24 protein-coding genes are annotated in these 24,665 nt (G+C 40.2%); 15 read left to right on the top strand and 9 right to left on the bottom strand.

Going from position 1 to position 24,665, the window contains the following annotated elements; translation table 11 throughout:
• The first annotated feature begins 8 nt into the window (after positions 1-8).
• From R8N49_RS15105 to R8N49_RS15075, 7 genes are all read left to right on the top strand, one after another.
• Positions 9-1,571, top strand: a complete 1,563-nt coding sequence (locus R8N49_RS15105) for a hypothetical protein (protein ID WP_025634123.1) — start codon at positions 9-11, stop codon at positions 1,569-1,571.
• Positions 1,561-2,301 (top strand): hypothetical protein, encoded by a 741-nt coding sequence (locus tag R8N49_RS15100; RefSeq protein WP_025634125.1) that lies wholly within the window; start codon positions 1,561-1,563, stop codon positions 2,299-2,301. Before R8N49_RS15105 ends, R8N49_RS15100 begins: the two co-directional genes overlap by 11 nt.
• A gap of 7 nt (positions 2,302-2,308) precedes the next feature.
• Entirely contained in the window at positions 2,309-4,132 is a 1,824-nt protein-coding gene (locus R8N49_RS15095; protein WP_025634126.1) for a GspE/PulE family protein, read from the top strand.
• A gap of 3 nt (positions 4,133-4,135) precedes the next feature.
• Positions 4,136-5,224: a hypothetical protein gene (locus tag R8N49_RS15090; RefSeq protein ID WP_025634128.1), complete on the top strand. Its 1,089-nt coding sequence runs from the start codon at positions 4,136-4,138 to the stop codon at positions 5,222-5,224.
• 101 nt (positions 5,225-5,325) lie between these two features.
• Complete coding sequence (locus R8N49_RS15085) at positions 5,326-5,910, top strand: hypothetical protein (protein WP_025634129.1); 585 nt, start codon at positions 5,326-5,328, stop codon at positions 5,908-5,910.
• A gap of 111 nt (positions 5,911-6,021) precedes the next feature.
• Complete coding sequence (locus R8N49_RS15080; RefSeq protein ID WP_139351514.1) at positions 6,022-7,437, top strand: hypothetical protein; 1,416 nt, start codon at positions 6,022-6,024, stop codon at positions 7,435-7,437.
• Positions 7,438-7,501: 64 nt separating this feature from the next.
• The gene (locus tag R8N49_RS15075) at positions 7,502-7,999 is read left to right on the top strand and encodes a hypothetical protein (protein ID WP_025634132.1); all 498 of its coding nucleotides are present in this window, start codon (positions 7,502-7,504) and stop codon (positions 7,997-7,999) included.
• 188 nt (positions 8,000-8,187) lie between these two features.
• Here the strand turns inward: R8N49_RS15075 and R8N49_RS15070 are convergent, their stop codons facing one another.
• The 8 genes from R8N49_RS15070 to R8N49_RS15035 all read right to left on the bottom strand — a co-directional run bounded on the left by R8N49_RS15070 (position 8,188) and on the right by R8N49_RS15035 (position 15,730).
• A complete protein-coding gene (locus R8N49_RS15070; RefSeq protein ID WP_025634133.1) occupies positions 8,188-8,538 on the bottom strand; it encodes a hypothetical protein in 351 nt (116 codons plus the stop codon).
• A gap of 10 nt (positions 8,539-8,548) precedes the next feature.
• On the bottom strand, positions 8,549-8,953 hold the full coding sequence (locus R8N49_RS15065; protein ID WP_138058895.1) for a hypothetical protein: 405 nt from the start codon (positions 8,951-8,953) through the stop codon (positions 8,549-8,551).
• Between the two features lie 82 nt (positions 8,954-9,035).
• Positions 9,036-10,049, bottom strand: a complete 1,014-nt coding sequence (gene rdgC, locus R8N49_RS15060) for a recombination-associated protein RdgC (RefSeq protein ID WP_025634137.1) — start codon at positions 10,047-10,049, stop codon at positions 9,036-9,038.
• On the bottom strand, positions 10,042-11,040 hold the full coding sequence (locus R8N49_RS15055; RefSeq protein ID WP_025634139.1) for a hypothetical protein: 999 nt from the start codon (positions 11,038-11,040) through the stop codon (positions 10,042-10,044). Before R8N49_RS15055 ends, rdgC begins: the two co-directional genes overlap by 8 nt.
• A 13-nt stretch (positions 11,041-11,053) precedes the next feature.
• Positions 11,054-13,615: a DotA/TraY family protein gene (locus R8N49_RS15050; RefSeq protein ID WP_025634141.1), complete on the bottom strand. Its 2,562-nt coding sequence runs from the start codon at positions 13,613-13,615 to the stop codon at positions 11,054-11,056.
• 8 nt (positions 13,616-13,623) lie between these two features.
• A complete protein-coding gene (locus R8N49_RS15045; protein ID WP_025634142.1) occupies positions 13,624-14,244 on the bottom strand; it encodes a hypothetical protein in 621 nt (206 codons plus the stop codon).
• 2 nt (positions 14,245-14,246) lie between these two features.
• The gene (locus tag R8N49_RS15040) at positions 14,247-15,395 is read right to left on the bottom strand and encodes a hypothetical protein (protein ID WP_025634143.1); all 1,149 of its coding nucleotides are present in this window, start codon (positions 15,393-15,395) and stop codon (positions 14,247-14,249) included.
• 11 nt (positions 15,396-15,406) lie between these two features.
• Positions 15,407-15,730: a hypothetical protein gene (locus R8N49_RS15035; RefSeq protein WP_025634145.1), complete on the bottom strand. Its 324-nt coding sequence runs from the start codon at positions 15,728-15,730 to the stop codon at positions 15,407-15,409.
• Positions 15,731-15,871: 141 nt separating this feature from the next.
• Between R8N49_RS15035 and R8N49_RS15030 the strand changes: the two genes are divergently transcribed.
• The 4 genes from R8N49_RS15030 to R8N49_RS15015 are packed head-to-tail and all read left to right on the top strand — an operon-like array spanning position 15,872 to position 19,739.
• Positions 15,872-16,324, top strand: a complete 453-nt coding sequence (locus tag R8N49_RS15030; RefSeq protein ID WP_203347289.1) for a hypothetical protein — start codon at positions 15,872-15,874, stop codon at positions 16,322-16,324.
• Positions 16,317-17,108 (top strand): hypothetical protein, encoded by a 792-nt coding sequence (locus tag R8N49_RS15025; RefSeq protein ID WP_025634147.1) that lies wholly within the window; start codon positions 16,317-16,319, stop codon positions 17,106-17,108. Before R8N49_RS15030 ends, R8N49_RS15025 begins: the two co-directional genes overlap by 8 nt.
• Before the next feature lies 1 nt (position 17,109).
• Entirely contained in the window at positions 17,110-18,429 is a 1,320-nt protein-coding gene (locus tag R8N49_RS15020) for a toprim domain-containing protein (protein ID WP_025634149.1), read from the top strand.
• 2 nt (positions 18,430-18,431) lie between these two features.
• Positions 18,432-19,739: a hypothetical protein gene (locus R8N49_RS15015; RefSeq protein ID WP_025634150.1), complete on the top strand. Its 1,308-nt coding sequence runs from the start codon at positions 18,432-18,434 to the stop codon at positions 19,737-19,739.
• A gap of 90 nt (positions 19,740-19,829) precedes the next feature.
• Here R8N49_RS15015 and R8N49_RS15010 read toward each other — a convergent pair whose 3' ends face one another.
• Entirely contained in the window at positions 19,830-20,336 is a 507-nt protein-coding gene (locus R8N49_RS15010; protein ID WP_025634152.1) for a hypothetical protein, read from the bottom strand.
• 72 nt (positions 20,337-20,408) lie between these two features.
• On the opposite strand from R8N49_RS15010, the gene R8N49_RS15005 reads away from it, so the two are divergent.
• The 4 genes from R8N49_RS15005 to R8N49_RS14990 are packed head-to-tail and all read left to right on the top strand — an operon-like array spanning position 20,409 to position 24,658.
• Positions 20,409-21,038 (top strand): hypothetical protein, encoded by a 630-nt coding sequence (locus tag R8N49_RS15005; RefSeq protein WP_025634154.1) that lies wholly within the window; start codon positions 20,409-20,411, stop codon positions 21,036-21,038.
• Complete coding sequence (locus R8N49_RS15000) at positions 21,035-22,060, top strand: hypothetical protein (protein WP_025634155.1); 1,026 nt, start codon at positions 21,035-21,037, stop codon at positions 22,058-22,060. The genes R8N49_RS15005 and R8N49_RS15000 overlap by 4 nt, the downstream gene beginning before the upstream one ends.
• Positions 22,050-23,171 carry a hypothetical protein gene (locus tag R8N49_RS14995; RefSeq protein WP_025634156.1) on the top strand — a complete coding sequence of 374 codons (1,122 nt, stop codon included), beginning with the start codon at positions 22,050-22,052 and terminating at the stop codon, positions 23,169-23,171. The genes R8N49_RS15000 and R8N49_RS14995 overlap by 11 nt, the downstream gene beginning before the upstream one ends.
• A gap of 2 nt (positions 23,172-23,173) precedes the next feature.
• The gene (locus R8N49_RS14990) at positions 23,174-24,658 is read left to right on the top strand and encodes a hypothetical protein (protein ID WP_025634158.1); all 1,485 of its coding nucleotides are present in this window, start codon (positions 23,174-23,176) and stop codon (positions 24,656-24,658) included.
• The last annotated feature ends 7 nt before the right edge of the window (positions 24,659-24,665 follow it).

The raw sequence follows: 24,665 nt of genomic DNA, 5'->3' as shown, positions 1-24,665 counted from the left end.
GTCCTTTTATGCAGTCACTAGAAGAACTTGGATTTGATAGGCACTACATCGGTTTAGATTGGTACGAGGTTTCAGAATCCGATAAGACCATCCATATCAAAAATCTGGTTAACAAATACGACGCTACAAATGCAGTAATTGTTGAAGGGTCAACAATTGATGATGCACCAAAATCAACAATCGGTTTCGCTCAAAGCATAACGACAAAATACTACAGCGCGGCGGCAATCGTCGCTCGCGCTATTTGTGTCGATCACCCGAATGCTTTCTTCATACAAAAGCTACCATCCGGTAAATATTGGTATCTTTTGGTAATTGATAAGTGCCCAGCTGGTGGTGAGAATGATTTGGTATTTGAAACGGTGGAAGAAGTTATCCAACAGATCTTCGACCATTATCAAATGTACGATCTTCATCACGTAAAATTACGCTATGTAGTCCCTAATGAGATAACAGAAAATATCTCAGAACTATTTGAAGAGTCACGTTCAGAGTACCAACAGCACTCATATGACGTCATATGTGAAGCTGTACCTAATGAAAAGTTCGCTCAAATTCAAACAATTGAGCAGCTACTCAACACAAACCCCCTATCAAAGATAAAACCATCCCACATCGTATTTGTGGCTCTTGGAATTATATTTTTGATAGGTGTGCAGGTATATAAATCTAACTCCAAGCAAGAGTATGTAATTCCTGACATAGATTCAATGGTGAAGAAAGCATCAAGCAGTACTCTAGCTAAGCAAGCTGAAAACGATTTGAATCATAAAAAAATCGAGAGAATAGACAAGGCAAATGCAACTAAAGAGGAAGCAAAATGGCTTACTCAACGTTTAACCGCATCAGATCCTAAAAAGGTCATTTTGAACCTTAAAGCCTATATTAACTCTCTTCCTGTTGATGTTGGTGGATGGTTCCCAATGACTGTCGATCTCGTTACCAAAGGAATCATTACTAGAGACTCATCAACAGTAGACAAACCAGCAGACCAAGAGTTTTTTCATGAGACGACCGTTTTGTGGAAAAACGGAGGGACAACGGTTGCCAATTTTAGAGACAACATCGAATTCGATGGAACTATCACTTATTCACTCTCTGGAGAAGAGATTACTACGTCTCAAATAGTACCGCTTCCTAAACCAGACCATTATTTTGATGAAAGTGACGCTTTTATCTTCATAAAGGAAACTCACGGCCACTACCTAGACTTACTAACCTTCATTCAGCAACAAGCAGAGAAGACACAAGGAAGACTGTACGGAGCGATTTCAGCAAACCGCAAAACAGAAAGGGAGATCCCTTTTAAAAACGAAACATATTCCACTGAAGTAAGAAACCCACAAATAGATTACACCGTTGTGAATGTACAACTTTCGTTAAGTGGGTTTGGTTGGGCATTTAACTATTTGGACCAACTAGCTAACGATATCGACAAATTTAAAAGCATGATTATACAGAGCATTTCGATAAATCTGGAAACAGAAGAGATCGTTCTTAAGATGCAGTACATACACGAAAGTAGCATTCTTAATCAACAAGACAAAGAGGTTTCATTACGTGAAAATTAATACTATTACCCTATGCATCGCGACCCAATTGTTGAGCTTTACAACTTTTGCAAATGATCAATCCGGGCAGACTTACCAAGACATCCAAAAACAACGAAGCCTCTCTATAGAGGAAAACAAATCACTCTCGCAAAATGAGTTGATACGAGCCCAAAAAGAGCATGCTAATAAGATGTTAATGCTTGACAATCAGTATCAGCAGCTTTTGATAGAAAATAACAAATTACTAAACGGTGGGCCTGAACCGAAAAAAGAGAAGGCATCGGATGAAGAGCGTTTAGCAAAATTCCAGGAGGAGACTAGGACAAAGCGTAGAGCTCAACGAGAAGCTGAAGTTAATGCTCTGCTAAACGAAATGGAAAAACAAATCTTCGTTACAGATATTTATGAGATAGCTGGTCAGTTGAAAGGTGAGTTTTGGCATAAGGGGGCTATCCAAACTTTAAAAGAAGGGGAGAGCTTTGGGGACTGGTATGTAGATTCACTGTCATTTCAAGGCGCTGTAGTCATGCCTTTCGATTATTCAACTCACAAAATGGACAAATCAAGAGCACGACATATCACGGTTAAAACCTCTGACGAAGCAATTGACCGCTTTAAGAAAGCGCAAACATTCCGAGACCGTATTATCGAGCAGAAGATTGGGGAGCTTTCAGAATCAAGTATGTTTGGAGCCCCGGCGCCTACATTAATTAATGACTCTCCCTCTCAAGGTTTAATGTTCAAGTGAGAATTTCATGACTAGTACTAACTTAGCAGAGTATAGACCTGCAACCAGCATTGTAGAATCCAGCGCAAACGAATACGACATTTTGTCAGATTCAATTTCTGGTGATTTAATAAAATACTTTGGTAGTCGTAGTAGCTCTAGTTCACACTTCTTTAACGACTTAACATACGACACTAGAGAACAACTTCCTTGGGCCTTAGGTGGTATCATTGACAAGGACAAAGTGGCACATCCAGCTTATGGTAAAAAATTCCTTATTTCGGATGGCCATATTCAAGGTATGGATGAAGGATACAACTACCTTACCGTCTTAATGACAGAAGACTTTTCAAAGTCAATCACACAAGTTCGAGCGACTATCAGAGATGATTTGGGATATACCGATCATACTCATACAAAAGTCATTAATCTTAAGTGCTCAGAAGACCTAATCCTATTACTTGCTGATGTCATCTTCATGGGCTCTGAAGAAAACCAATCTAAAGATGATGAGGGCAGAAGTTTTAAAGCGATCACTGCGTCTGTTTTAGAATCACACCCTGCAACGTCAGACATTCACTTTGAAGTATCTAATATACCTGGCAACACGTTAGTACGTATACGTGTAGATGGCGATTTAATTGATTTCAAAGAATATACATACGATAGGCTTTACGAGACGGTTGATGTTGCTTACAACATCATCGGTGGGGATGAAGCATCCGGCTCTAGCATCCAAGGTAACAACCTAAGCTGGAAAGAACCTCAATCTGGTAAATTTATCTACACGTATAACAATACTCAAATTGAAATGCGTGTTGAATTTGCACCAAGAGAAACTGAGGGCGGTGGAGATCTAGTATGCAGGATTACCAGTAAAGGGGAGAAATCCTCTATAAGAAAGCTAGATAAAGCTGGATATCACCCAGTTCAAACGCTGTTGATTAAAAAACACTCCAGTAAAAAACAAGGAAATATACTGTTTGCTGGTGTTACAGGTTCTGGTAAGACCCAGTCCATGTATTCAGTTATCGATTACTTACAAGACCTGTACAAATCTACTCGGAAGTTTGTTACTGCCGAAAACCCTATCGAGATGAACTTAGAGGGCGTTTCACAAGTTAACTTAGAAGATAACTCTAGCGCTTCTGATAATGAAATGAACACATTAACCAAGCAGTTTGAACGAATTTCCGAAAGCTTCATGCGACTAGACCCAGATATCATGGGTACAGGAGAAATACGTTGCTACAATTCAGCAAAATTTGCAATTGAATCTGCCCGAACTGGCCATGTATGTTTCTCAACAATACATGCCGCATCTTCTTGTGATGTACCAGGTCGCTTGGACGGTTTCGGAGTAGCTAGATCAGTCTATCAATCATCAAACACCCTAACTGTCATCATTGCTCAGTCTTTAGTACGAACCGTGTGCCCGTCCTGTAGTCGAAGTTATGATGAGCTTCCGAATAACTCTCCATTAGTTTATTCATTAATACAAAGCTTATCTTCCCTAGAGTTACTTGAGTACCTGCCGAACATACGTTTCGCAAAGCAAGGTGGGTGTGAAGAGTGTAATTATTCTGTAGATGGCCGTGTTGGACGAACACCTGTAGCTGAAGTCTTGGCGCCAGATCAAACAATCAGAAACCTATGGGCTAAAAACGAAGATGATTTGGCTAAAGCTCATTGGCTAAACACTGGTGGTTTTACTAAGTTAGAGCACGCAATTTATAAAATGTGCAAAGGGGTATTGGACCCTGAGATGATAGAACGTGAAATCGATCAACTTGTGGTCTCTCGATTAGATCGTGAAGAGCTAAATGTTTCTCTCTACCACCCAGAGGTTTAATTAATGGAAAACGATATTAACCAAAAGTTGCTCAGAATAAAGAGTCAATACCTTAGTGATGACTTCATTGATACCTTAAAGCTAAAGTATACAAACTTTCGTGTGGGCTCAAAGAGAAAGTCTCAACTTCTAGAGAAAATTGCATCACGTTTAGCAGATGGTGATTCAATCGTAAATGTATTGGACTCCCTCTATGAAGCATATAAGTCCCAACAACCAAAATCCCAAGAAACAAAGTTCGTAAAATATCTTGCAGACCGGTACCGATACAGACCAGTTATCTCATACATGCTCGCACCATTCTTTGATAAAACCACTATTGGAGTTGCTTACGCAATCGAGAAGAAAACTGCAGCATACAAAGTAATACGCATATGTGTCAGCCAATTACAAAGAAAACAACAAATGAGAGGTGCTGGCTTTTTAGGAATAGTCGGTCCAATTATAGGTGTTGGTTTGATTATGTTGATTTGTAGTCTTGCACACTTATACATCTATGCTGTGCTGTTTAAGGGGCTTAATATAAAACCAACTCCTATTATGACATTTGCAAGAGAGTTTACAAAAACTGTATACGAGCTAAGCCCATTTATTACAGGCACATTGGTGATATACGGGACCTGGGTAGTTTGGAGTTTACCCAATCAAATTAATCGGAGATTAACTAAATTACCACCTTGGAATGTTGTTGACGCGATTAATTCCGCTATAACCCTACAAACATTCAATGCTCTTTTGAAAGTCGGGATGCCCTCTTCAGAAGCACTAAAGCTTGTTGGTTCCCACTCAACGCCATATGTAAAACATTGGTGCCAAAAAATGCGTCTTAATATGATTGGAGGAAAGAGTGAAGGGCAAGCACTCGCCTGTGATTTCTTTAGTAGAGAACCAAGAATTGAGATTGAGTCGTATGCTACAACCTCTGACTTTACTAATAAACTAGACGATATCACCGAAGAAGTATTTGCTAACACTGAAATGCTAGTAAAAAAGCTTACGACAGGGATCATGCTCGGTTGCATGATGGCAGTTTTAACTGTAAACGCCATAGTTGGCCTTTCTATTTCTTCAATTGGTCAAACCCTTAACTAAGTTTGATAATAAAATTAACAAATTGTGAAAACCATATTCCACTTGATTGATATATGCCAATCATGTATAAAATCCAATAGCTTTCAAAGAGGAAAATAGCTATGTTATTTAAACCAAAAAAACAATATTCAAAGAAACTAAACCGCGTTCATGCAAAACGTAAAGGTGCATTTCTATCTACAGAGCTTCAATTAGTCCTGGCATTCGTGGGCATTATGGTTGTCGGTATTGCTACAACTATGGGGGATTCAGGTGCGGGTAAACTTGTTGACGATGCTGAGTCAGCTCTACTACAAGCATCGGACGAACTACGACGTACAGTGGGTGGCTTTGGTTCATACGCATCTGTTAACAACACTGACTGTTACGACAAAAACATCTGGCCTTCAAGCTGGTTAAGTGCAACCCAAGATGAATTTACCACACCTTTTTCTGATAATGGCTTGACCTGTGGAAGCGTAGACACCGCGACTAACCGTGATGGGATTACAACTACTGGTACAGGTAAATTCTTCACTTTCACTTTCTCAAATGTAGAAACAGATCAGTGTAACCTACTCGTTGGTCGTGTATTCCAAAACTTCGTTGAGATCCAGGTTGAAGGTACGCGAATTGATGGTAATGACACTCTTAAAACACAGTGTGCATCTGGCGATGAAGTAGCAATCACATTCATCAACCGTTAATCATTATTAATAAGAGTGGCCAATATGCTGCCTAGAACCTCAATCAAAAGACAAAGAGGCTTTTTCCTTCAACTTGGCATATTGGCCTCTACTGTCGCTTTAAGTATCATCATGTCCACTTACCTCATGATGAAAAGTGATCAATACGAATCTCAAGTAGACCAACTTCAAGGGCAGCGTATAGCAACGCTGCTTCATGCTATCAAGAATGCCTCAAGACAAAGTGGCTCATTAGCCCAATGGAATCAGCCGGGCCAACCCTTCCAAAACGGTGCTGAGCACATTGGAACAATGTGGTTGAAGCCAAACACCTGTGGTGGTACCCAAACATCTGAGTTCCTATTCTGTGACTTCGAAGATTCCCCTAGAATTGGGGATAACATGCAATACAAAACTGAAGTTACAAATGATGGAACCCAGGTCGAACTCAAATTAACTGTCTCAAATACTGCTGAAACTCGGGGATTTGACTTCTCTGGTGAAAACGGAGTCAAACGTTCATGTACTATAGCCCGAATTGCTGGTGGAGGTTTGGCAAACCTAAATTCAGGCACCTCAATCTCGCAAGTGGATTGCGACTTTGATACAGGTATCATTACTATGGATATCACTTGGGGCACAAGCTTCTCTGATGACCTGAGTATCCATGGTACAAACTCACCGTTAGCTACAATCGACTGGAATGGACAGGATGTCGATAATATGGACCGCCTTGAAGTATCTAGCATTGTGGACCGAGAAAACCCTGTATTTAGACTCGATTTGAATGGAACCAGCAACCTCAACAACCTCAACGTTAATTCCATAGACGCGAACTCCGGTACTATTGACACGTTACGCTCCAATTCTGCAAACTTAACTAGTGTTCGCGGCACTGACCTTGATTACGATAACGCTGACATTGATCGTGCTGATATTAATAGAGCTGACATCAATAACGGCGATATAAATACAGCTAGTATAGGCTCAGCAACAATAGACCAAGCTACAGTACGGAATAGAATCAACCAAACCAACTCATCGCAAATGAATAATTTCGCAGGGGGCTTGGCAATCGGTACTGGTTCAAACATATCAACTCTAGAGAATGGCTCTCTTTATGTCCCTGGAGCCGTTGTTGATTTCAATGACCCCTCAATGTTTTTTGACCCAAATGGCGTTTCTCGAACAAGAGACATTCGTTTGACATCGAGAGGGGGTGTAGCTCTCTCAAACCTAACAAGTAAATATGTTCACCAAGGTTCCGCTACAATAAACGGAGTTGGTGCAATTAAAGGTGTAAATTGTGGTGATGGTGCAGGTTATGCGGCAAATAGAATTGTTGTAGACTGGCAAGATAGTAAGCGTTACCACTCAGCGAACGGTGTAGTCGTATCTGACTATTCATTAAACCGAATCGGTGTTACAAAAAATGCATCTGGCTCACAATTTCTTGTCCGCCTTTACTCGTATAATTTCAAAACTAAACTTTGGGAAACACCTAGAGAAAACCGAGCACTAGCAACTATCTATTGCTATTACCCTTAAATATCTTCCCTTCCAGGGCATACCAAACTATAATATATTATAGACTAAGCTTAAGGTATGCCCTATGAACCTACTTCTTGCTATCTTCTTTGGAATTCTTCGTACTCCGGCTCTACTTTTTTATGTAACTACAGGAGTCGTTCACTACGTAATGGGCAAGCTCGTAAGGACGGTCCTAATCCCTTTATCATACGTAACAGAGAAACTCCTTAAACCCAATCACTATCTAATCGGCCTTGGTGGCCTTTTAATACTATACAAAGGATATGAGTATCTACGTGCTATAGCAGTATCAATTGCTGATACAGAAGTGTTTCTATATATGCCCGTTTGGTTACTAAGTTATCTTGAGTTTAGTGATGTACCATTTGATAGGCTAGGCTTGCCGGGTGCACAAAGACCACTTACAGAATCAATGTTAGATTTCGAGCAGGTATTGTTTGGTAAATTCGATGTAATTGATTTGTACTTGGTCTGGTGGTGGTTCTTTTTAGGGAGTCAACTAGGGCTTTACATCTACTATGCAGTAAACAGGCTTTTGAAGACAATGAACCTCGATTAAGACAATGAAAAAAGAGCCATTATCTGAATTAGTCTGAATGCAATCTGTGAGTTTCTTTATCTCGATGTGACTAGGTCTGACAGGTTGCCCTTAATCGGCTCTGTCCAATAGTTTGCTAGAGATTGAATGACTTTCTAATGTTCTCTATAGCTTGAGTGCTATACATAACCATATTTTCCCCTTGGTCGTTATACAGTTCCAATTTTCTTGATTTTAAAGTGTGGATTAGTTGCCAGCTTTTTATCTAGTCGAGGTGCTAACCACTCTTTAAACGCTTTTTTCCGTTCAGCTTTTCTAACATCTTCCACAGCAAATACTTTGTATTTTGCTTGGTTTTTTGGCTCGCCAAGCCACTTCTTGATAGCTGAATCTGTCCACAATCGATCTGTTTTTAGTCGAGTTACCGTAATCCAGTTTTTCGACCACTCAACAAAACGCTTTCGCTCTTTGATAGCTCGAATCTCTTGTTGGCTTTTAACCCAATTGGGATCGACAGCAAACTGCTTGTGGCCGATAAACCTACCGCGAGGCTTAGGCATCCTTTTCCCCCTACGACTGGTTAGATGGTTCACGGACTTTGAAGCCGTTTGGTCTAGTTAGTGAAACGGCATCACCAACCCTAGATACATTCCATGTTTCAATTAAGTTAACTTGGTCGTTTATAACTCGCACTTTGATGTTTTCATTTTCAGGATCTATTTTGATGCAATTATTGCCTCCAACTGAATGAGAGTACCCAAACAACCAATTTACGGACTCGTTGGGGCACTCTTCGAATCCATGAACATAACCAATTTCACTATCATCAATCTGTAGCTCAGCTACAGGTGAGATGTAGATAGTAATATCAGCCATTTGCTCATTGACCATTTCGTTATAATCATCTACAAGGTCACAAGCACTCAAAAGAGGCAGTGCGATAGCTAATGTTAATATGCTTTTCAATTTCATCATTTCCCCTTAAATTACGTTTCTTGTTTTCAGCTCATCTACGTGGCGTTCTTCACGATAAACACGAGATCATGGCCCTTATACATCAATCAATGCTTTCAACAAATCCCTCTATTAGCTCAGATGTATTCGATTGTGCACCACCAGCGAATCCAGTTGAGCTATTTAATGAAGGTAAGATTTCTTTTATAAGGTTCAATATTGACAGTCGAGTTAAAGTGTAGGAGGTCATATCTTTAACTCTTTTTGCTTCCATCTCCTGGGCGGGATTATTGATCTCCATTTCCTTATTGGCCGTTTTTATTTTCTCTTTTAACAGCCCTAGTTGCTTGATCTTAGAAAACTTTAATTCGTTATTAACAGTAAACCCTAAAGTGGCGTTCCATTCGCAAGATAGTTGAAGTGGGCGCTTTTGCGCTAGTAAATTAGCATTGATTTCATCTGACTCAATATCCTGGTTACTGTATCTCACCTTGTTCGCACCGTTCGCTCTATTCTCAAATGCAATATCACCATTTTTAATTGCCAACGTAGGCGGTAACTCCAGGCTGCTAAGCCAACTAGTAAATACACTCGAAACATCATTATTAACTGTTAGCGGGCTCGCAGGAAATGTTTTGAATGTAAGCTTGAATAAATCAATAATCGCTTCAACTTCTTTGTTTCCACTTGAACCGATAAAAAGAAACTTTAGCTCAGTATTAAACCAAACAATGATATCTTTGAAACGTGTAAGCGATTTCGGTATAAGAAGGTTTTCACACATTTCACGTAAATTCTTGACATCTTGTGAAGAAACCTTGGCATTTACTCCCCATGTCCTGGGGGAATCTTGTGCAAGCTGAATCATTTTCTGCCTGACAGCTTCGTCCAATGTACTAGATGCAACAGACCTAAAGCGCTTTTCTATACGAAAAATGTAATCGTTTTCTAGCTTAATGTAAGGTTTATTTGATTGCAGTAACTCAGCCCAGCCATATTTAGTCTTAATCGCACCAGTCAAAGGCTTCGCTTTCAGTTTCTCAAACATTTCAGAGTGCAGATTTGGGTCCAAGTTGAAGTCTTCAGGTAACTTGTAAATCACAAAGGTTTTAAACATGATTTACCTCGGCTTTATTGGAAAGTGGCAGTAAACGCATAGGATCTTTTTTGATGGCAACTAAAAATGAATACACAGAACCAAAGCGATTGGTGTCATATTGCCAATATAAATGCAGGTAATGAAAATAGATAAAGGAAGTAAATGCACTTAGCAAGGTCAAATACATGGATGTCATTAGGTAACTAAATTGAACCTCCGAGGTTACTATCGTTACAATAATGAATTTGGCAACACTGTTTACAGCGAAGAAGCAAAAAGCCAATACGAAAAATAGCGTTAGCCAAATAGACAGCTGTAGGTTTCTGGCTTTGCCTTCAACCTGTTCATCATTCATGTCGAAACCAGCTTTAACAACCTCATCGAAAGGTACAAGATTGAAGTGTACGGGGGTCTCCATGAACGGAACCATTTTCATATGGGCGGGGACAGCTCTAACAAGTTCCATGTACGTAGTTGGCTTCACTTCGGTACGCTGAATGGTTAAATCATACCGTCCATCTTCCCCTTTTTTTAAAATCAAACGGTTCGCTGATTCAGAGGCTGTCAACTGAGGTAGATGAGGGCTAATTTCAAGCATATCGTTTGCTAGCTGCTCATTAGAATCACTGGGACGCTCCTCGTGTTTTAGAACCAACAAACGATTACTGTCTTTCTTAAAATCAGGAACACTTCCATTAGCCTCTGAAAACACACTCGATTCAAACAAGCTATAACCATGTTTCAGTAGGTACTCTCTATTGACTTCGGTGTATGAGTCTAGATAAGGCAGGGACGTTAAAGGGTCAAAAGATTGCTGATAATCTCTTGCAGACTTTATTTCATTTAGTAGGCCTCCAGGGAGCCTGTATTCATTATGAATACTCTCCAGAGCTCTATCTATAGGGGTTATATGAACCCACTCAGTCCAAAACCTCAGTCTAAACATATTCCATGTCCAATCATTTGGGGTCTTGCTTGTGGCGTTTTTAAAAAAAGTTGAAAGTATCATAGATTACATAGTCCTATTTGCTTGCACTTGGTGGTCGTTCAGACTTTTCACCATTTCCTGTGTTTCCATTTCCGTTATTACCACTGCCATTATTACCATTGCCTTGCTGATCCTGTTGAGGTTGTTGTTTTTGAAGTGAACCATTAAAAGCATCAGACATTTTGTTGAAGGTACCATTCGTTGCTGATAGGTACTGATCAGAATCACCAAATTGACCAATAGCATCTGTAGCAACCCAAGACATTAAATTGTTGGCAAATAAGTTCGGAGCTTTTAGACAATAAACAAGTAAACCAAATAGAACGATTGGATATCCTCCTGTAAGCATCACTAAATCAAAAAGATCCCAAGAGGAGGGTAGGTTAACTCCAATGGACTTCCACCAAACGCTATTAAGGAAAGCTAAGCTGAGGTTACACATTGCAAAACCAAGCATTAATCCAATTACATGAAGAGTCGGCCTCAGGAATATGGCTCCGTAGAGAGCTGCCATTCTTAGACCATGAACAGCCATTAGCCCTTCACCTGCAGCAGAGGCTAATAAAGCACTGCCCAGGGCAATGCCTGCCAGAGCTTCGGCACAAATGATGAAAAAAGCGGTAACAACAAATAGGAATGTAATTATTGGCACCATTGGCAATACATTACCTAGAATAAAAGCACCGATAAGGCTAGATACAACCAGTGGAGCGACTGTTTTAACGAAGAAGGCCAAAGGTATAGCGAATGGAGCTGACAAAGCAGAACTCTCGAGGGCACCTTTGATGACATCTGCGCCTTCAGTTGCCAATACAACGATGTACCAAATGTTCTTAAGCGCTTCACCTAACGTAGATAATAACGCCAAAGCATTTGTAGACCCTGTAACGTCGAATAGAGCTCCATCATAGTCAATGCCGCTCATCCCTGGCGTTTCTATTGCAGATGCCAGATTACCATTATAATTACCAAGGCTTAGAGCTGAGCTTAATATTCCGGAAGCAACAGATACTATTGCAGACTCGTTGCCAGTCGCCGCTGCTTTTGCGTTTTCATTTGTCGAGTGAACGGCCATTAGTGCGGACCAGTTATTCAACTTCTGCGCCTCAGGCCAATCTGATTTTATGTCTCCACTCATTGCAAGTTGTTCAGTTAAGTCCCAAGTGAACTTTGGAAAATTGCTTGCCAGCCAATACGTCTTACATTCGTTTGCTTCATCTATTTCATCATCAAGAGATGAATCGAAAAGGTTTATACTTGGAATCCATGAGAATACAGAACGGCAGAAACTGGTTCTTTCCGGTATATTTGTACTCATTACATTGTCTAATGAAAAACCTACTCCAGATGAAGCTAATTGCATCATTCCATTCATACGGCTAAACGCTAGAGGAGCCATCATCCAGCCCCCTTCTGTTAATTCTTCGACCAGCGAGGATGAGCCTGATATGCTGATATTCGCTTTAGAACTACCGCAACGACTTGCTTCATATTGACCCTGCCAAGACTGAGATAACTCCCCCATATAACCGCGCTCTACAACTTTAGACTTACACATTGCTAAATCAACGTGCGCTTTGAATAGGTTTTCAGCTAACTCTTTAGAGCCTAATTCATTGAGTAAATATTCACGATAATAAGAGTCATCACTTCTTCGCATTGCCGTTACATATTTTGATAAATCTGCGTTCTTCAGCCGCGATAACATACTCGATACAAGCGTGTGTAATTCTGACATGAAAGTGAACGTAGCCTCTGTACCGTAGTAGTTCGAGTAATATGCAAGCTTTTGCTCCACTGATGAGCTAGCAGTAGGTTTACGGGCGAAATCAAACCTGATTGAACCACAGGCTCCTCCACGAAATTCTAAAATAGCGCCAGTATTTTCAGCCCCATTCTTTCCTATAGGCTCATCGACATAATTAAGAGAAGAAGAAGACCCGCTTGAATTAGGGTACATTGAGCTGATTCGTGAAAATGATGGAAATGAGTCGGTTGGGAATATGCTAGATGTCCCATTTGAATTAATCGATTTTAAAGTGAATTTTCTATCATTTGAGCTTTCAAACAACTCAGCACAAGAAAGCATAGAAACCATAGTTTCTCCAACTGAGAACACTTCACCTACATTCGTAGACGCTATTTGCGCTCCAGTATGATTCACATAATCATTTACTCCAGCTTTCCAGAATACATCAGCTGCTCCCGCACCATGGACGATTACATACATCCCAGAAGCTTGTCCTACCGATACAAAGGAACCAGCAGCATGAATCATAGGCGCCAATGACCCCAACGCTATTGCAATTCTTAATGGAACGTATGGTGACATTTTCCCAAAGACATGACCTGTAGCAGCAGCATTCATCATGATGTGACCAGAGTTATATATGACATTTATTGATCCATAGAGTAGGGCTAAGAAATTGAGCCCCCCCAACATGACCATTAAAGGCGTCAATGTCGCTTCTACACTCTGATTACCAAAAAGGTGATGTACCCAACCACCGAATAAAATTGCTAAAAAGTTTGTTGTCGACCCTGTCTGAACATGAGCCTCTATACAAGTAAGAGTAAAATCTGCACAAGTTGCCATAGGGGACCTCAGTTCATGGTTGCAGCTGTGATAGTGTTGCTCAGTGATTGATAGAAGAAATCGATGTACACAAGGAAAATTCCGAACCCCATATGAACAACAATATGACTAAACTTAATTTGTCCTGACATCTGTGGATTGGCTAAGAGAGTTATTCCCATCACACCTCTGAAGTAAGATATAACTCCGTAAATAGACATGACCGCAAAACAAGCTCGTATAGCAATAGAACGAGTTTGCATCCCCGTTCCTACGGTAGAAACATTGACTAGGTTAGTAGCTCGCTGACTTATGTCATCAAACATTGCCGCAGAATAGGGAGTGCTAAAATCTAATCCTGAACCATGCCAAAATAGACTCCCCCAAGCAGCTATTCCTTCTCCAAATTTCCACATAAATGCTGAAGCTATAAAAACTGCCATTATCAATTTAGGTGAGGGAGGACTTCCATACATTTGGCTAACCATGGGGGACGACGTTCTTGTCCTCATGAGGGCAAGCCATAAATAGACACCCTGGACAAATAGATATAAACCCAGCCCCTGAGCTACTAGGATTATTCCATCAACTAAAATGACAAATTCATGCGTCAGAAACCGCTCTAGAACGTCAGTGACCTCTACAGCCATAATTAGTATTTCCTTGCATTTCCAGCTATTTCATTTAGCAGTTGAGTTTGTAAGCCTAAATTGAATTCGCTTGATAACTGGGAATCCAGTATATGACCCAGCAGAGCAAGGACCCTTGCATCAATTTGAGCGTTCATTCTTTGGACTTGTTCCACAGTGGTAAAATTAGCCTTGCAAGCTTGACCAGCTGGTGTGTTTAACCAATCATCCATTTCACGCTGGGTATTTACCATTGCGGCTTTGCGTGAATAACAAGACTTGTCACCACCATTTCCGTAGAGCTTTATTTGCTCAGGAGAGTTATAGAAATCAATATCAGCCTTTATTTGCTCAAGAATAGATTGAATAGGGCGCCCATTTTCATCACGAGGGTTGGTGAGCCCGTTAACTCTAAGAGCTGTATTAAATCCAGCTGTAGTTCTTAGATGACGTTTAAGCCATCGGTTGTAAGCCATCTTTGCATCTGCACCCGAGTTTTCATTGATAACTTGGTTATTCTCACCGCGGGGCATTTTATTTATTTCACCGGAGCTAAAAAGTACTTTAAGCATGGTGTCAGTGCGCTCTTTCTCATCAGTTGATTTGGAGTAGCCACCTTCACCCATGCCGGGTAAAACACCTTTTATATTTAATAAATCGAGTTCAACAGTATCTCCATGCGTAACGCCCTCTAAAAGTGATACAGACTCATCTGCTAATGATTGCAGCCCTGTTTCACATCTATCTCCTTCACAATCAATTTCATCTGAAAGCTGCACAGCAAAATCAAGGCTATTTGTCTGGGCTTCGCAATAAAAGTCATCTGTAGCTTCATAAAGTGCAGACACCGCTGCTATGCCATCACACATCAATGGTGAGGGTTCCATCTTTGCTTGAAGCTCAAGGTTAGAAGTTTCCGAAACACTGTTAGAAATGGCCTGTGTTGATGCGAGTTCGCGCATCGTATCTTGAGATGCTTTCCATTCCTCCATTAGTTCTGTCATTGTCATTTCAGAAATCTTTAAACCCTTTTCTTCAGCCCATAACATCGCATCTTGAGCACTTTGGCTGATTATCTGACCTAAGCCTGTTGGGTCTGTACAGATTACGGCGTTTGCTGTCCCTGGCAATAAGACCGCCAGGGATAAACTTAATAACGTTTTCTTAAACATTAGCGTGCTCTCTATAAATCAAACCCACCAATATCAAATGATAGGTCTTGAGTTGGTTGAGACGGTGAGTTTCCATCATTTGATGGTTTGGATGGAGTTGCTTCGTTGAATAGTTCGGAGAAGTCGAGTTCAGGCACTTGTGTATGTTCAATAGAATGACCAGTCTTCAACGCCCTATCCGTATTCAATGCGTATTCTGAAACACCAATTTGCAGACACATATGTTCGAACTTTGCATCGTTTAGTCCAACCTCGCGATTCGAGGCAGGGTGGTTTCTTAAGATATGCATTTGTGGGTCGACCAATGGGCCGATAATTGAGTTATTGAATTTCATTTCAACCTCTAATAGACTCGAAACTAATGTCATATTACAATAAAAAACAACATCAGCAAAACCCAAAAGTCACCTATGATTAGACTAACGTTCGATAAAAAATGGATAGATGAATACTGGCAAGAGGTTGAGCCAAAAGTAATGAGCAGCATTTCATCCTTTGAGGCCAGAGAAAGCTGGGTTGTTGAGGATCAGTCTCCATCATTAAGAGAACTTAATCGCATTGCTGAAAACCTACCTCAATTAGCAAATTTCCCATTGAATCAGGATGTGCAAGAGCAAGCCGATCGGTTACTCGTAATTTTGGGGTGCTTACCGCTAAAAACGTCTTTAGCTGCTTTTGGTTGGCTGGGGGCTTTTAGTCAAAACGATCACAAATGGAATTACATTGTCTCTATCCACGCGAACCAAACTCTAGCGAGTCAAAGTATAGAAAACCGAAACCGGTATAAGTTTGCCAAAATTCTTCACACAAGATTAAACCTCTTCAACTTTCTAATCGAATTCGACAAGCAATATATGAGTGAGGATGCAACTCGATTGGCACTGGCAACTCACAAAAGATTAATTCAGGAGAATACTAAGGATGGATAATAATAAAATTATTCGTTTTGCACTTCTAGCTTCAGTCATTGCAACTGTCACTCCCTTTAAGAGTGAAGCAGCAAGGGTATGTCGACAAAAAGTCTCATTGCCAGCACCTTCAGCTGGTATATGTGACGTAGATACAAGCAATCCTAAGATGGGAAACCCATTTGCTTATATAGACCCGACTCAAGGGTGTGATTTCTCTTTTAGTTTGCCAGGTCTACCTTCGTTTAGCCTCGATGGTTTACAAGGAGCTCTATGCGATACCATTCAGGATATTGGGCAGCAAGGCATTGACGACGCACTTGGCCCTGTACTTGATGCGATTCCAGATAGTGTAGACCTCGACCTAGATAATTTGATGGAAGGCATCTTCGATGATCAAATTGAGATGCAAAGTAAATTTTGCCCTGTCTATGACGACAAGGGAAAACTGGTTTCGTACGAATGTGCGTCTGATGGGAATGGTGGCGGTGACATTATAGACATAGAAGACCCTGATCATGGAGACAGAGAATGTTATACACAAAATGGAATTACATACTGTAAGGATGATGAAGGAGAGGTAACTGAACCAGACCCAGAACCTTATGACCCTGAGAAAGACCCAACTTTGCCAATATGCTCAGAGTTAGACAGTTTCTTTGACTCTGAAGGTAACTTAATACCTTGTAGAAACGGTACAAGCAGACAAGCCGTTTACCCTCAATCTGAACAAAACCTTCCTAGTTCATCAAGAGATACCAACCAATCTACCAAACCAAAATGGGATGTGAAAAAAGGGTGGTAATGTGAATTTAATACTTGTTGAAAGCAGCCTTAAATCGAAGCAAGTTAACTTGGCTCTAGGTGCACTAGGTATTCAAGAAGAGTTTACTTGCGGATTTACTATGGGGAGAGTTTTCGATTTTAAGGTCGGAGACCCTTCTCTAAAGTGGTCCCCAAGGAACTCTGACGTATACCAGTATCTGTCTACTCAAATTCAACGCTCAGACAATGTTATCGCTATGACAGATGCTGACGAACAAGGAGAGTACATCGCCTACCAATTGCAAACCATAGCAAATCAATATGGTCGTTCACTTGTGAAAGCCGATCTGAGTGAGTTATCACCTTTAGGCATAAAAACAGCACTGAGTAAGGTTAGGCCAATAAACCTAGACGTTGTAGCACAAGCACATACAGAACGACTATTAAATCTTAAAGTAGCCAATTATGGTATTAATCAGGGTATTGGACCAACGAGTATTCATAAGTTAATGGTTGCAAGCCATTTAATGGATACACCTACTCTTAATGTAGCTACATTCTTAGATGATGAAAGTTCCGTTAAAGCCCTAACTTACAACACTTCCCTAAAGTCAGCCGAGTCTGAATTAGTTGAAGTTCCAACGAAACCGCCATCAACCTTAAACATCTACCAGAACGTAGCAATACACTACGATACGCCTGTCTGTGATATCGCAAATAATCTTCAAGACTTATATCAATCTGGAAAGCTTTCATACGGGCGTGTGACCGAGAATTATTGGTATCCAAGTGCAGAGAACTCCGTAGAAGATACCCTAAGCGAGCTTTGTGTAGCTATAGACATGGAAAGATTTGCGGCATTAACAGAAAGAAACCAAGCCCACTCAGCTATTTATGTCGTTGATCATCGTTCCGTGTACAGCAAACATTCAGAAGTAGAAATGGTAACTGAATTTACAAAAAGTGCTTTGGGCTTGAGCGATAAAAAGACGTATCTAGCTGATGCTGGTGGACCTATTTTGTCAACTGAAGAACTAGTTCAGCCTGGTTTAAAACGCAGCTCCCCAGATATCCAGATCTTACAAAGCTTAAATGAACTTGGCCTATATAAGCCTTCTACCAGCCCAACTCTTTGTAGTTCCCTTAGCTCAGCTTTTTACATTAACTCACAACTGAACAAAGAAGCTCTAAAGTTTCAGTTTTCTATCACTAAGCGTCTTTTCCCTTCTCTCTTAGAACATATAGAGATGCGTCAAAATCCAATCACCCAACGAGTAAACCATAAAGTAGATGGGACGGAACTAACTATCACTAACAACATGGCCAACACCTTGTTTGATAATTTAACGATGAGTAGGTAATCATGATCAAATTCCATAAAAAGAAAGGTTTAGCACTATCATTAATGGCCTTAGCCAGTTTCTACGCTTTTGCTGAGTATAAAACTGATAAAGCACCTATAAAGAGTAATCCAACAAGTGAGGTTTATGTAAGTGGCTCGAGTACTTTGCCAATTGAACAACTCGTTGAAGAAAAAATGAGTGTAACCACATACAAAATAATTAAAATCATGGAAGACACTAACCTTTATGCCGCCTTCACAAACAAAGGGACATTCATTGTTGATAGCGATGTTAACTTTGCAATTAAGGGGAAAATGATTGATCTGTCCAATGGCGATAACATCCTTGGTCGTATATTCGGCGCACATAAGGATGAGATACAGTCAATAATCACCAAAGAGAAGGCAATAGTTGCTTTCACAGATAGCAGTCATAAAGCTTCAGTCAAATTGAGCGACACCAAGCCCAAGCCTCAACCAATTCCAGCTGAACCTTCTGAACATAACACCAACTTAAACAGCTCTCATGAAGAAAAGATAAACGAGATTTTACGTAAATCTCCAGGAGTTCAGGCGTTAATCAAAAGAAAGTTGGCCATGGAAGCGAAACAAGAACAGCTTGAGCATCAAGAAAGTTCTGATTCTAGCAAACAACAACCCGTAACTCAGTCATCTATTCCAAGCGTAAGCTCCGAAAAAACATCTAACACAATCATGGATGAATTAAAGAACATCGAGCCTCATATGCGTCAAAAGTTAGGACCTACATACGCTCCGATGCTTCTTCCAGCAATAGATGATGATAGCTTTATTGTTTATGAAAATGATGCAGATGTCCCTTATAAGGGAACTTTGACAGTTGCTACCGATTTTAGTTGTCCAGTATGTAAACAGCTACATACTCTAATTCCTTCTTTAAATGCTGAGGGTGTAAAGGTACGTTACATGCCTTATCCTAGAAAACGGATTATTGATTACCCATTCGAGAATAACTTTACAGTCGATCAGTATATATATCGTACTCACCAAGAGCCCCTTAATAGCTTTGGTGAGTTAGTGCTTAATGGATACTGCTCTGATGATAATAAAGCCGCATACAATGAACTCTTTTCTACTAAGAGCTTAAGAAACTTTCCAAGTAACATTTCGAAGAGTTGTGAAACTAAAATGAGGGAATTCAAGATTTTGGGCGATTTAATGTTCGCAGGTGGAACTCCCTACCTAGTTTGGGGAGACGAAGACACTCCAGCAAGTGAAAGGGGTTATATTCGCGGAGTTATGAGAAGTGATAGAACAATTTTCGATCTACTAAAACGAAAGGAAAGTTAGTAACTAGATAATAACTTTAGAGATCATCCCAAACCCTGAAACTTTATTTGGCCCATCTTGGGCCAAATTTTTATTCAATATAATAAAAGTCTAATCTATGGGAGTTACTACTATTGCATCCGCATCGTCAGACTCATGATTACCGTCATATGGCACTAGAGTAATTAGAGAGGCAGATTCTAACTTGTTACCAACGCTTGCTGTAACAGGTAGGCACATATGAAGTTGACGATTCTCACTCTTTGTCATGTTATGAACCCCTCTGCGAGATCGTTCAGAAACAATCACCTCCGTTTCGACTTCATAATGCAATTGCAATTCGTGACTACTTGATAAAGAGAGTGGTGTTGGTTCTACTTTGAACCCGGTAAACTCAATTTTCTTTACAGCATCCCAAACTTCACCTAGTGGCCAACCTAAATAGTGGTTGTGTTTTGAATCAATAGAATAAGCAATCATAGAAGACATACTCCTTGAAAGTCCTATTCTACCTTCCGACACTTCTTTAATTTCTAGGCTGAAGATAGAGTATAGCTCTATGTCTGCTCGCCCACTAACTGCAGCAATCCAGGCTGCATTTCCCTCATAGTCACCCATTTGACACCATTGTTTTTAATTGATGAATGTCTTATATTATACAACTATTACCCCCCGCGCAACGAGGCAAACATGAGGTTAGAAGATAGCCTACAAGACCATGTTTTTGATTCAATTAGTAGGTCATTAGGTCTAACTATCAATGAAAAGCAACACCTTCAATTTGCAGTTAACTGGAACACGAATGAGTTGATGCTTTCGTCTTACATGGCTGCTAATGCTCTTAACGGAACATCTACGTTTGACTGCCAGCTGCCTATTGTTTCTATTGATGAAGATGGGGATATAACATCGCTCGAACTCCCCCATGAAATTGATTGGAGCAAGCCAAAGCAACAGTCCCTTCTATCCATAATAGAGATGCACGGTATTCGTCTTGATAAAAGCGAACCTAGTGAAAACTTTAAGACATGGCTAAGGGTTGCACAGCTGAATGAACTACATAGTGTTATTAAGCGATCTGTTGAACACCATCGTAGCAGCAATTCACCGAATGCCCATCAGATTCCGTTGTTATTAGATAGAACAGACTATCTCTTCGAACCTTCGTCAGGTTTGGCCGTACCTAACACGCAATCAATGCTAAGTAATCGTGTTGAAAACCAGATAATCAACCAGACAACCTACAAGCACAATCTAATTCCAGATAACGAAATAGTGGTTAACCCAGCATTAGACATTTCTATTGGGGTGGAAAGATGAAGAAATTCTTTACAATTGGGGTGGCTATAGTTGCATTCATTCCGTACACAAGCCATGCATTCTTAGCTTGGACGATTGTAGATCCAGCCAAAACAGGTCAAAAAGCTAGTCAAACAGCCACTGATGGTATGACAGCAGCTGAAAGAGCGCTGACTAAGTCTCAAGAAATGGCAAACGAGATCAATAACGCGATTAAATCATTCCAAAACGACGACAACCTCAAAGCTTTCCATACAGCTACTGTATCAGGTAGTCACTCTGAAACGCACAATTTGCTAATGCAATCAAAGATGGAAGTTACACCAGGCCTTTGTGAATTTGTTGAGAGGGCGTATGTAGCTAATTTTGATGAACAAGGCTGTCTATTCTTTGATGATGATGGCCTAACTAGTTCACTAGTAATTGAGGGGGAGAAGGTACTTCCTGGAAAACTAGCCGAAGAAACCTTTGATAACCTTAAGTCCAGCATATCTCATAGAGCTCCTATTGGCGCACCTAACCTTCACGAAGAATACACAATCCTTCTAAATGACACCTTTGGGCAAGCAGTATTGAGTGAGTTATCGCACGAAGACCGTTTAGCTATGGATCAGTTAGTTGGTCTATTAACAACTCAAAATCAATCTACGATCCCTCACCCAAAAGACATGAAAGGTTCTGACGATGAACTCAGATTAACTAGAAAACTGAATAGATACCTTCGAAGTGACTTAGCGATTGCCACTATGAAATCGAGTTATATAAAACGCTCCCAATTGAGCGATATGAACTCTATTCAGTCAGATATATGGCAAGGCAGAACGGAAGAGCTTAGCGATATGAAATCCTTAGGAATGCCTGTAGAGACAGTTAATGGGCTGTCTCCTAGGCCGACCAGCGAAAGTGTTGCTCGGATGGATGCAATTCAATCAGCACGATTAGCAAGATACCTTTTGGCCTACTACGAATCACTACTTACAAGAGAAGCCAACCTTGCTCTTAAGACTCAAATTTTAGCGGAGTTAGCAGAAAATGGACTATAACAAACACTCAATAACAGACCTTATTAACAGCATCCCGCTAGAGTCTATTAGGCTTGAAACACCTGACTTTGAATTCGCAAGCCAAGGACAGAGCTTAAGCACCTCTTCTGTAGCTCCCAATTTACCAGAAACTATCAACTTCACTCCAATATCAGAAATAACACCTGACACACCAATAAAACGGTATTCATTTTCACCTACCGTTAACATTGAAAGTACTGGTATCGATGCTGGTGGTATTACAAATGTAGCTGCGAGCTTAAAAAATTCAGCTATTGAGCACTCCGTAGGAAAAGGATCACCTTCAACTGAAGAGCATGTATTGAAGCATACTGAACCTGCTGAGGAAAAGCATATAAAAACAAAAGAAGAACCCCCAGAACAAAAAACTGCATCCCCAGACCAACCAGCAACTATTGAACGTAATGTTGAGAATGAAAACGTTCCTAAACAGGATGAAGAGAAACCAAATAATAGAAAAAAAACTACCCCACCAAGTAAGGAAAACGGAAGGGAGCAGGATAGTGTACAAAATAAAGAAAACAAGAAGGTCGACCAGTACAACCAAAACATAAATACAAATAGGAACTCTTATGGCCTATTTAACCTCAACCATAACGGCTCCAAAGCTCAAGGTGGGCCTTCTTTCTTAACAAACTCCTACAACAAATTAAAAGGAGAACAGCCAGGGTTGAAACAAATCAACAGTGTCATTGATAGGTCAAGAGATCTTCAACAGTCCTACCTGGACCTAAAAGGACTGATTGCAGAAGGAGCACCAGCTTCAACACTTAAAAAAGCTGAGAAAAACTTCGAGAAGATAGCTAGTGACCTAAATAAAAGTGTTTCAAAAGTTCAAAAGGGATTGGACAACCTTGGTCCTAATGCGATTGACCAACTAGGCAAAGCCGTAGGCCAAGACAAGCTATCCCAATGTAAAAAATCACTTGAAACTGCAACTAAATTACTTTCTGGAGAAAACGTTCAGGAAGTAGGTATGCAGACTAGCAAGATTGTCCAGAAAGCTGCGGAAAACATGCACAAAACTGTTGAAAACATTACAAATACAATTAACACAACCATCAACATGCTTGGGTTAGGAAGAGGTTAACGATGAGCAATTTTATTGAGTTAATGGAAAGTGAAAACGTACCAACAAACTTTAAATTTCTTCTAGGATTCCATCAAGAGACCAGCAAGCTTTCGCACTTCGGAATCGCAAAGCACATTGGTTTACTAGATCAATACATTGAAGATAGCGTTGACTTAGGTTTGCTTAACAATATGACGCTTGAAGAACTATGCATTCAGTTTCCTCACCTAAATATGAGTAAAGAAAAGTTATCTATCTTGAAATCAGGAGTACCTTACTTCAATGGCTTGTATCAACTAGAAATAAACAAAGAAGCCTACAAGTATAAGGACCTCTATGACTATTGCACTGATGGTAAATCAATTGTTCTGAACCTAAACAATAAACCCATAATATTTTTGCCTAGCGAAAATGATTACTATCAACTACAGCTCGATATTAGTAGCAAAAACCACTCTAACGAAATCGTTTTTTGGCTTGATTGCGCTGGCTTATTACCTACAACAGCCACCGAATCATCGGCTCCCGGTACAGGGATCGCCATACAAGAACAAGTCATGGCAAATAACTACTATATAGCCATAGCACCTGAAAGTGAGATTGTTCGTAACCTTTCTAGGATAGACTCCAGTGTATTCTCGAAAGTTAATGAAAAGCTATATGAAGACCAATTACCACATCAGGCCGAAGGGTGTATTGAATTTCTTTCTTTTGCGGAAAAGCACCTGATACACAAGATCCACTTCAATATTATAGATAGCTCTATCAATAGAGTCGTCTGTCTAAATCAAATGGTTACTGAATCTTTTGATTGGACTTCTCTAGGTATGTATCAGGGGTTAAAGCTATTTTTGCAAGAATCCGGCATACCTACCAAAGCTTTAAATGAAACCCCGTATTCAGGTTTCACGGTTATAGAAATGCTTACATCAGAACATACTGATGAAAGCTTTGAATGCGGCATTAAAATAAACTCAATCCCTATCCCTGGCGGCTATACCCTAATTTTGGACATGATGTACACATCTGAGTTTGAGATAGAGACAAATCAGACAAGCACTCCTGAAATTCAAGAGGGAATTGTTCAGTTAAGCTTCGGGAGTATTAAACAAGATCCACTTGGTGGAATGATCAATAGCGTACGAGAGCATTTGAATGAAGAAAATGGAGATACATTTCTAGCGTATGAAGATTCATTTCCTATCTACTTAACAGATCTTGTTCACACAAACCTCTCAGGTGATATCAATAGTTTACTCTCACAGTACGCTTCTTCAGGTATGCAGTTCCTAATAATTGGAGAAATCTCTAGCGAATTCATTGCCAATACTGCACTGATTGCAGCACAAAATGGCTTTATGGTGTTCGGATGGGTTTATTCGGCCACAGAGTCAGGCGCACTAAAAAAATTCACGTATAAACAATCTATTTATAGACAAAGCGAACCTCATGCACTTGGGCAACTCGTTAGACCTATCCAAATTGAACATGAAACTAGCGAGTAGGGGGAAC

The organism is Vibrio sp. 1978, assembly GCF_033344345.1.
Note: the sequence above shows the minus strand (reverse complement) of the source record. Positions and strands in the feature narration are given on the sequence as shown.

Excerpts from the sequence above, each read along its gene's own strand:
- R8N49_RS15105 (WP_025634123.1), top strand. The coding sequence starts at position 9 with ATGCAGTCACTAGAAGAACTTGGATTTGATAGGCACTACATCGGTTTA.
- R8N49_RS15095 (WP_025634126.1), top strand. The coding sequence starts at position 2,309 with ATGACTAGTACTAACTTAGCAGAGTATAGACCTGCAACCAGCATTGTA.
- R8N49_RS15090 (WP_025634128.1), top strand. The coding sequence starts at position 4,136 with ATGGAAAACGATATTAACCAAAAGTTGCTCAGAATAAAGAGTCAATAC.
- R8N49_RS15085 (WP_025634129.1), top strand. The coding sequence starts at position 5,326 with ATGTTATTTAAACCAAAAAAACAATATTCAAAGAAACTAAACCGCGTT.
- R8N49_RS15080 (WP_139351514.1), top strand. The coding sequence starts at position 6,022 with ATGTCCACTTACCTCATGATGAAAAGTGATCAATACGAATCTCAAGTA.
- R8N49_RS15075 (WP_025634132.1), top strand. The coding sequence starts at position 7,502 with ATGAACCTACTTCTTGCTATCTTCTTTGGAATTCTTCGTACTCCGGCT.
- R8N49_RS15070 (WP_025634133.1), bottom strand. The coding sequence starts at position 8,538 with ATGCCTAAGCCTCGCGGTAGGTTTATCGGCCACAAGCAGTTTGCTGTC.
- R8N49_RS15065 (WP_138058895.1), bottom strand. The coding sequence starts at position 8,953 with ATGATGAAATTGAAAAGCATATTAACATTAGCTATCGCACTGCCTCTT.
- rdgC (WP_025634137.1), bottom strand. The coding sequence starts at position 10,049 with ATGTTTAAAACCTTTGTGATTTACAAGTTACCTGAAGACTTCAACTTG.
- R8N49_RS15055 (WP_025634139.1), bottom strand. The coding sequence starts at position 11,040 with ATGATACTTTCAACTTTTTTTAAAAACGCCACAAGCAAGACCCCAAAT.
- R8N49_RS15050 (WP_025634141.1), bottom strand. The coding sequence starts at position 13,615 with ATGGCAACTTGTGCAGATTTTACTCTTACTTGTATAGAGGCTCATGTT.
- R8N49_RS15045 (WP_025634142.1), bottom strand. The coding sequence starts at position 14,244 with ATGGCTGTAGAGGTCACTGACGTTCTAGAGCGGTTTCTGACGCATGAA.
- R8N49_RS15040 (WP_025634143.1), bottom strand. The coding sequence starts at position 15,395 with ATGTTTAAGAAAACGTTATTAAGTTTATCCCTGGCGGTCTTATTGCCA.
- R8N49_RS15035 (WP_025634145.1), bottom strand. The coding sequence starts at position 15,730 with ATGAAATTCAATAACTCAATTATCGGCCCATTGGTCGACCCACAAATG.
- R8N49_RS15030 (WP_203347289.1), top strand. The coding sequence starts at position 15,872 with ATGAGCAGCATTTCATCCTTTGAGGCCAGAGAAAGCTGGGTTGTTGAG.
- R8N49_RS15025 (WP_025634147.1), top strand. The coding sequence starts at position 16,317 with ATGGATAATAATAAAATTATTCGTTTTGCACTTCTAGCTTCAGTCATT.
- R8N49_RS15015 (WP_025634150.1), top strand. The coding sequence starts at position 18,432 with ATGATCAAATTCCATAAAAAGAAAGGTTTAGCACTATCATTAATGGCC.
- R8N49_RS15010 (WP_025634152.1), bottom strand. The coding sequence starts at position 20,336 with ATGGGTGACTATGAGGGAAATGCAGCCTGGATTGCTGCAGTTAGTGGG.
- R8N49_RS15005 (WP_025634154.1), top strand. The coding sequence starts at position 20,409 with ATGAGGTTAGAAGATAGCCTACAAGACCATGTTTTTGATTCAATTAGT.
- R8N49_RS15000 (WP_025634155.1), top strand. The coding sequence starts at position 21,035 with ATGAAGAAATTCTTTACAATTGGGGTGGCTATAGTTGCATTCATTCCG.
- R8N49_RS14995 (WP_025634156.1), top strand. The coding sequence starts at position 22,050 with ATGGACTATAACAAACACTCAATAACAGACCTTATTAACAGCATCCCG.
- R8N49_RS14990 (WP_025634158.1), top strand. The coding sequence starts at position 23,174 with ATGAGCAATTTTATTGAGTTAATGGAAAGTGAAAACGTACCAACAAAC.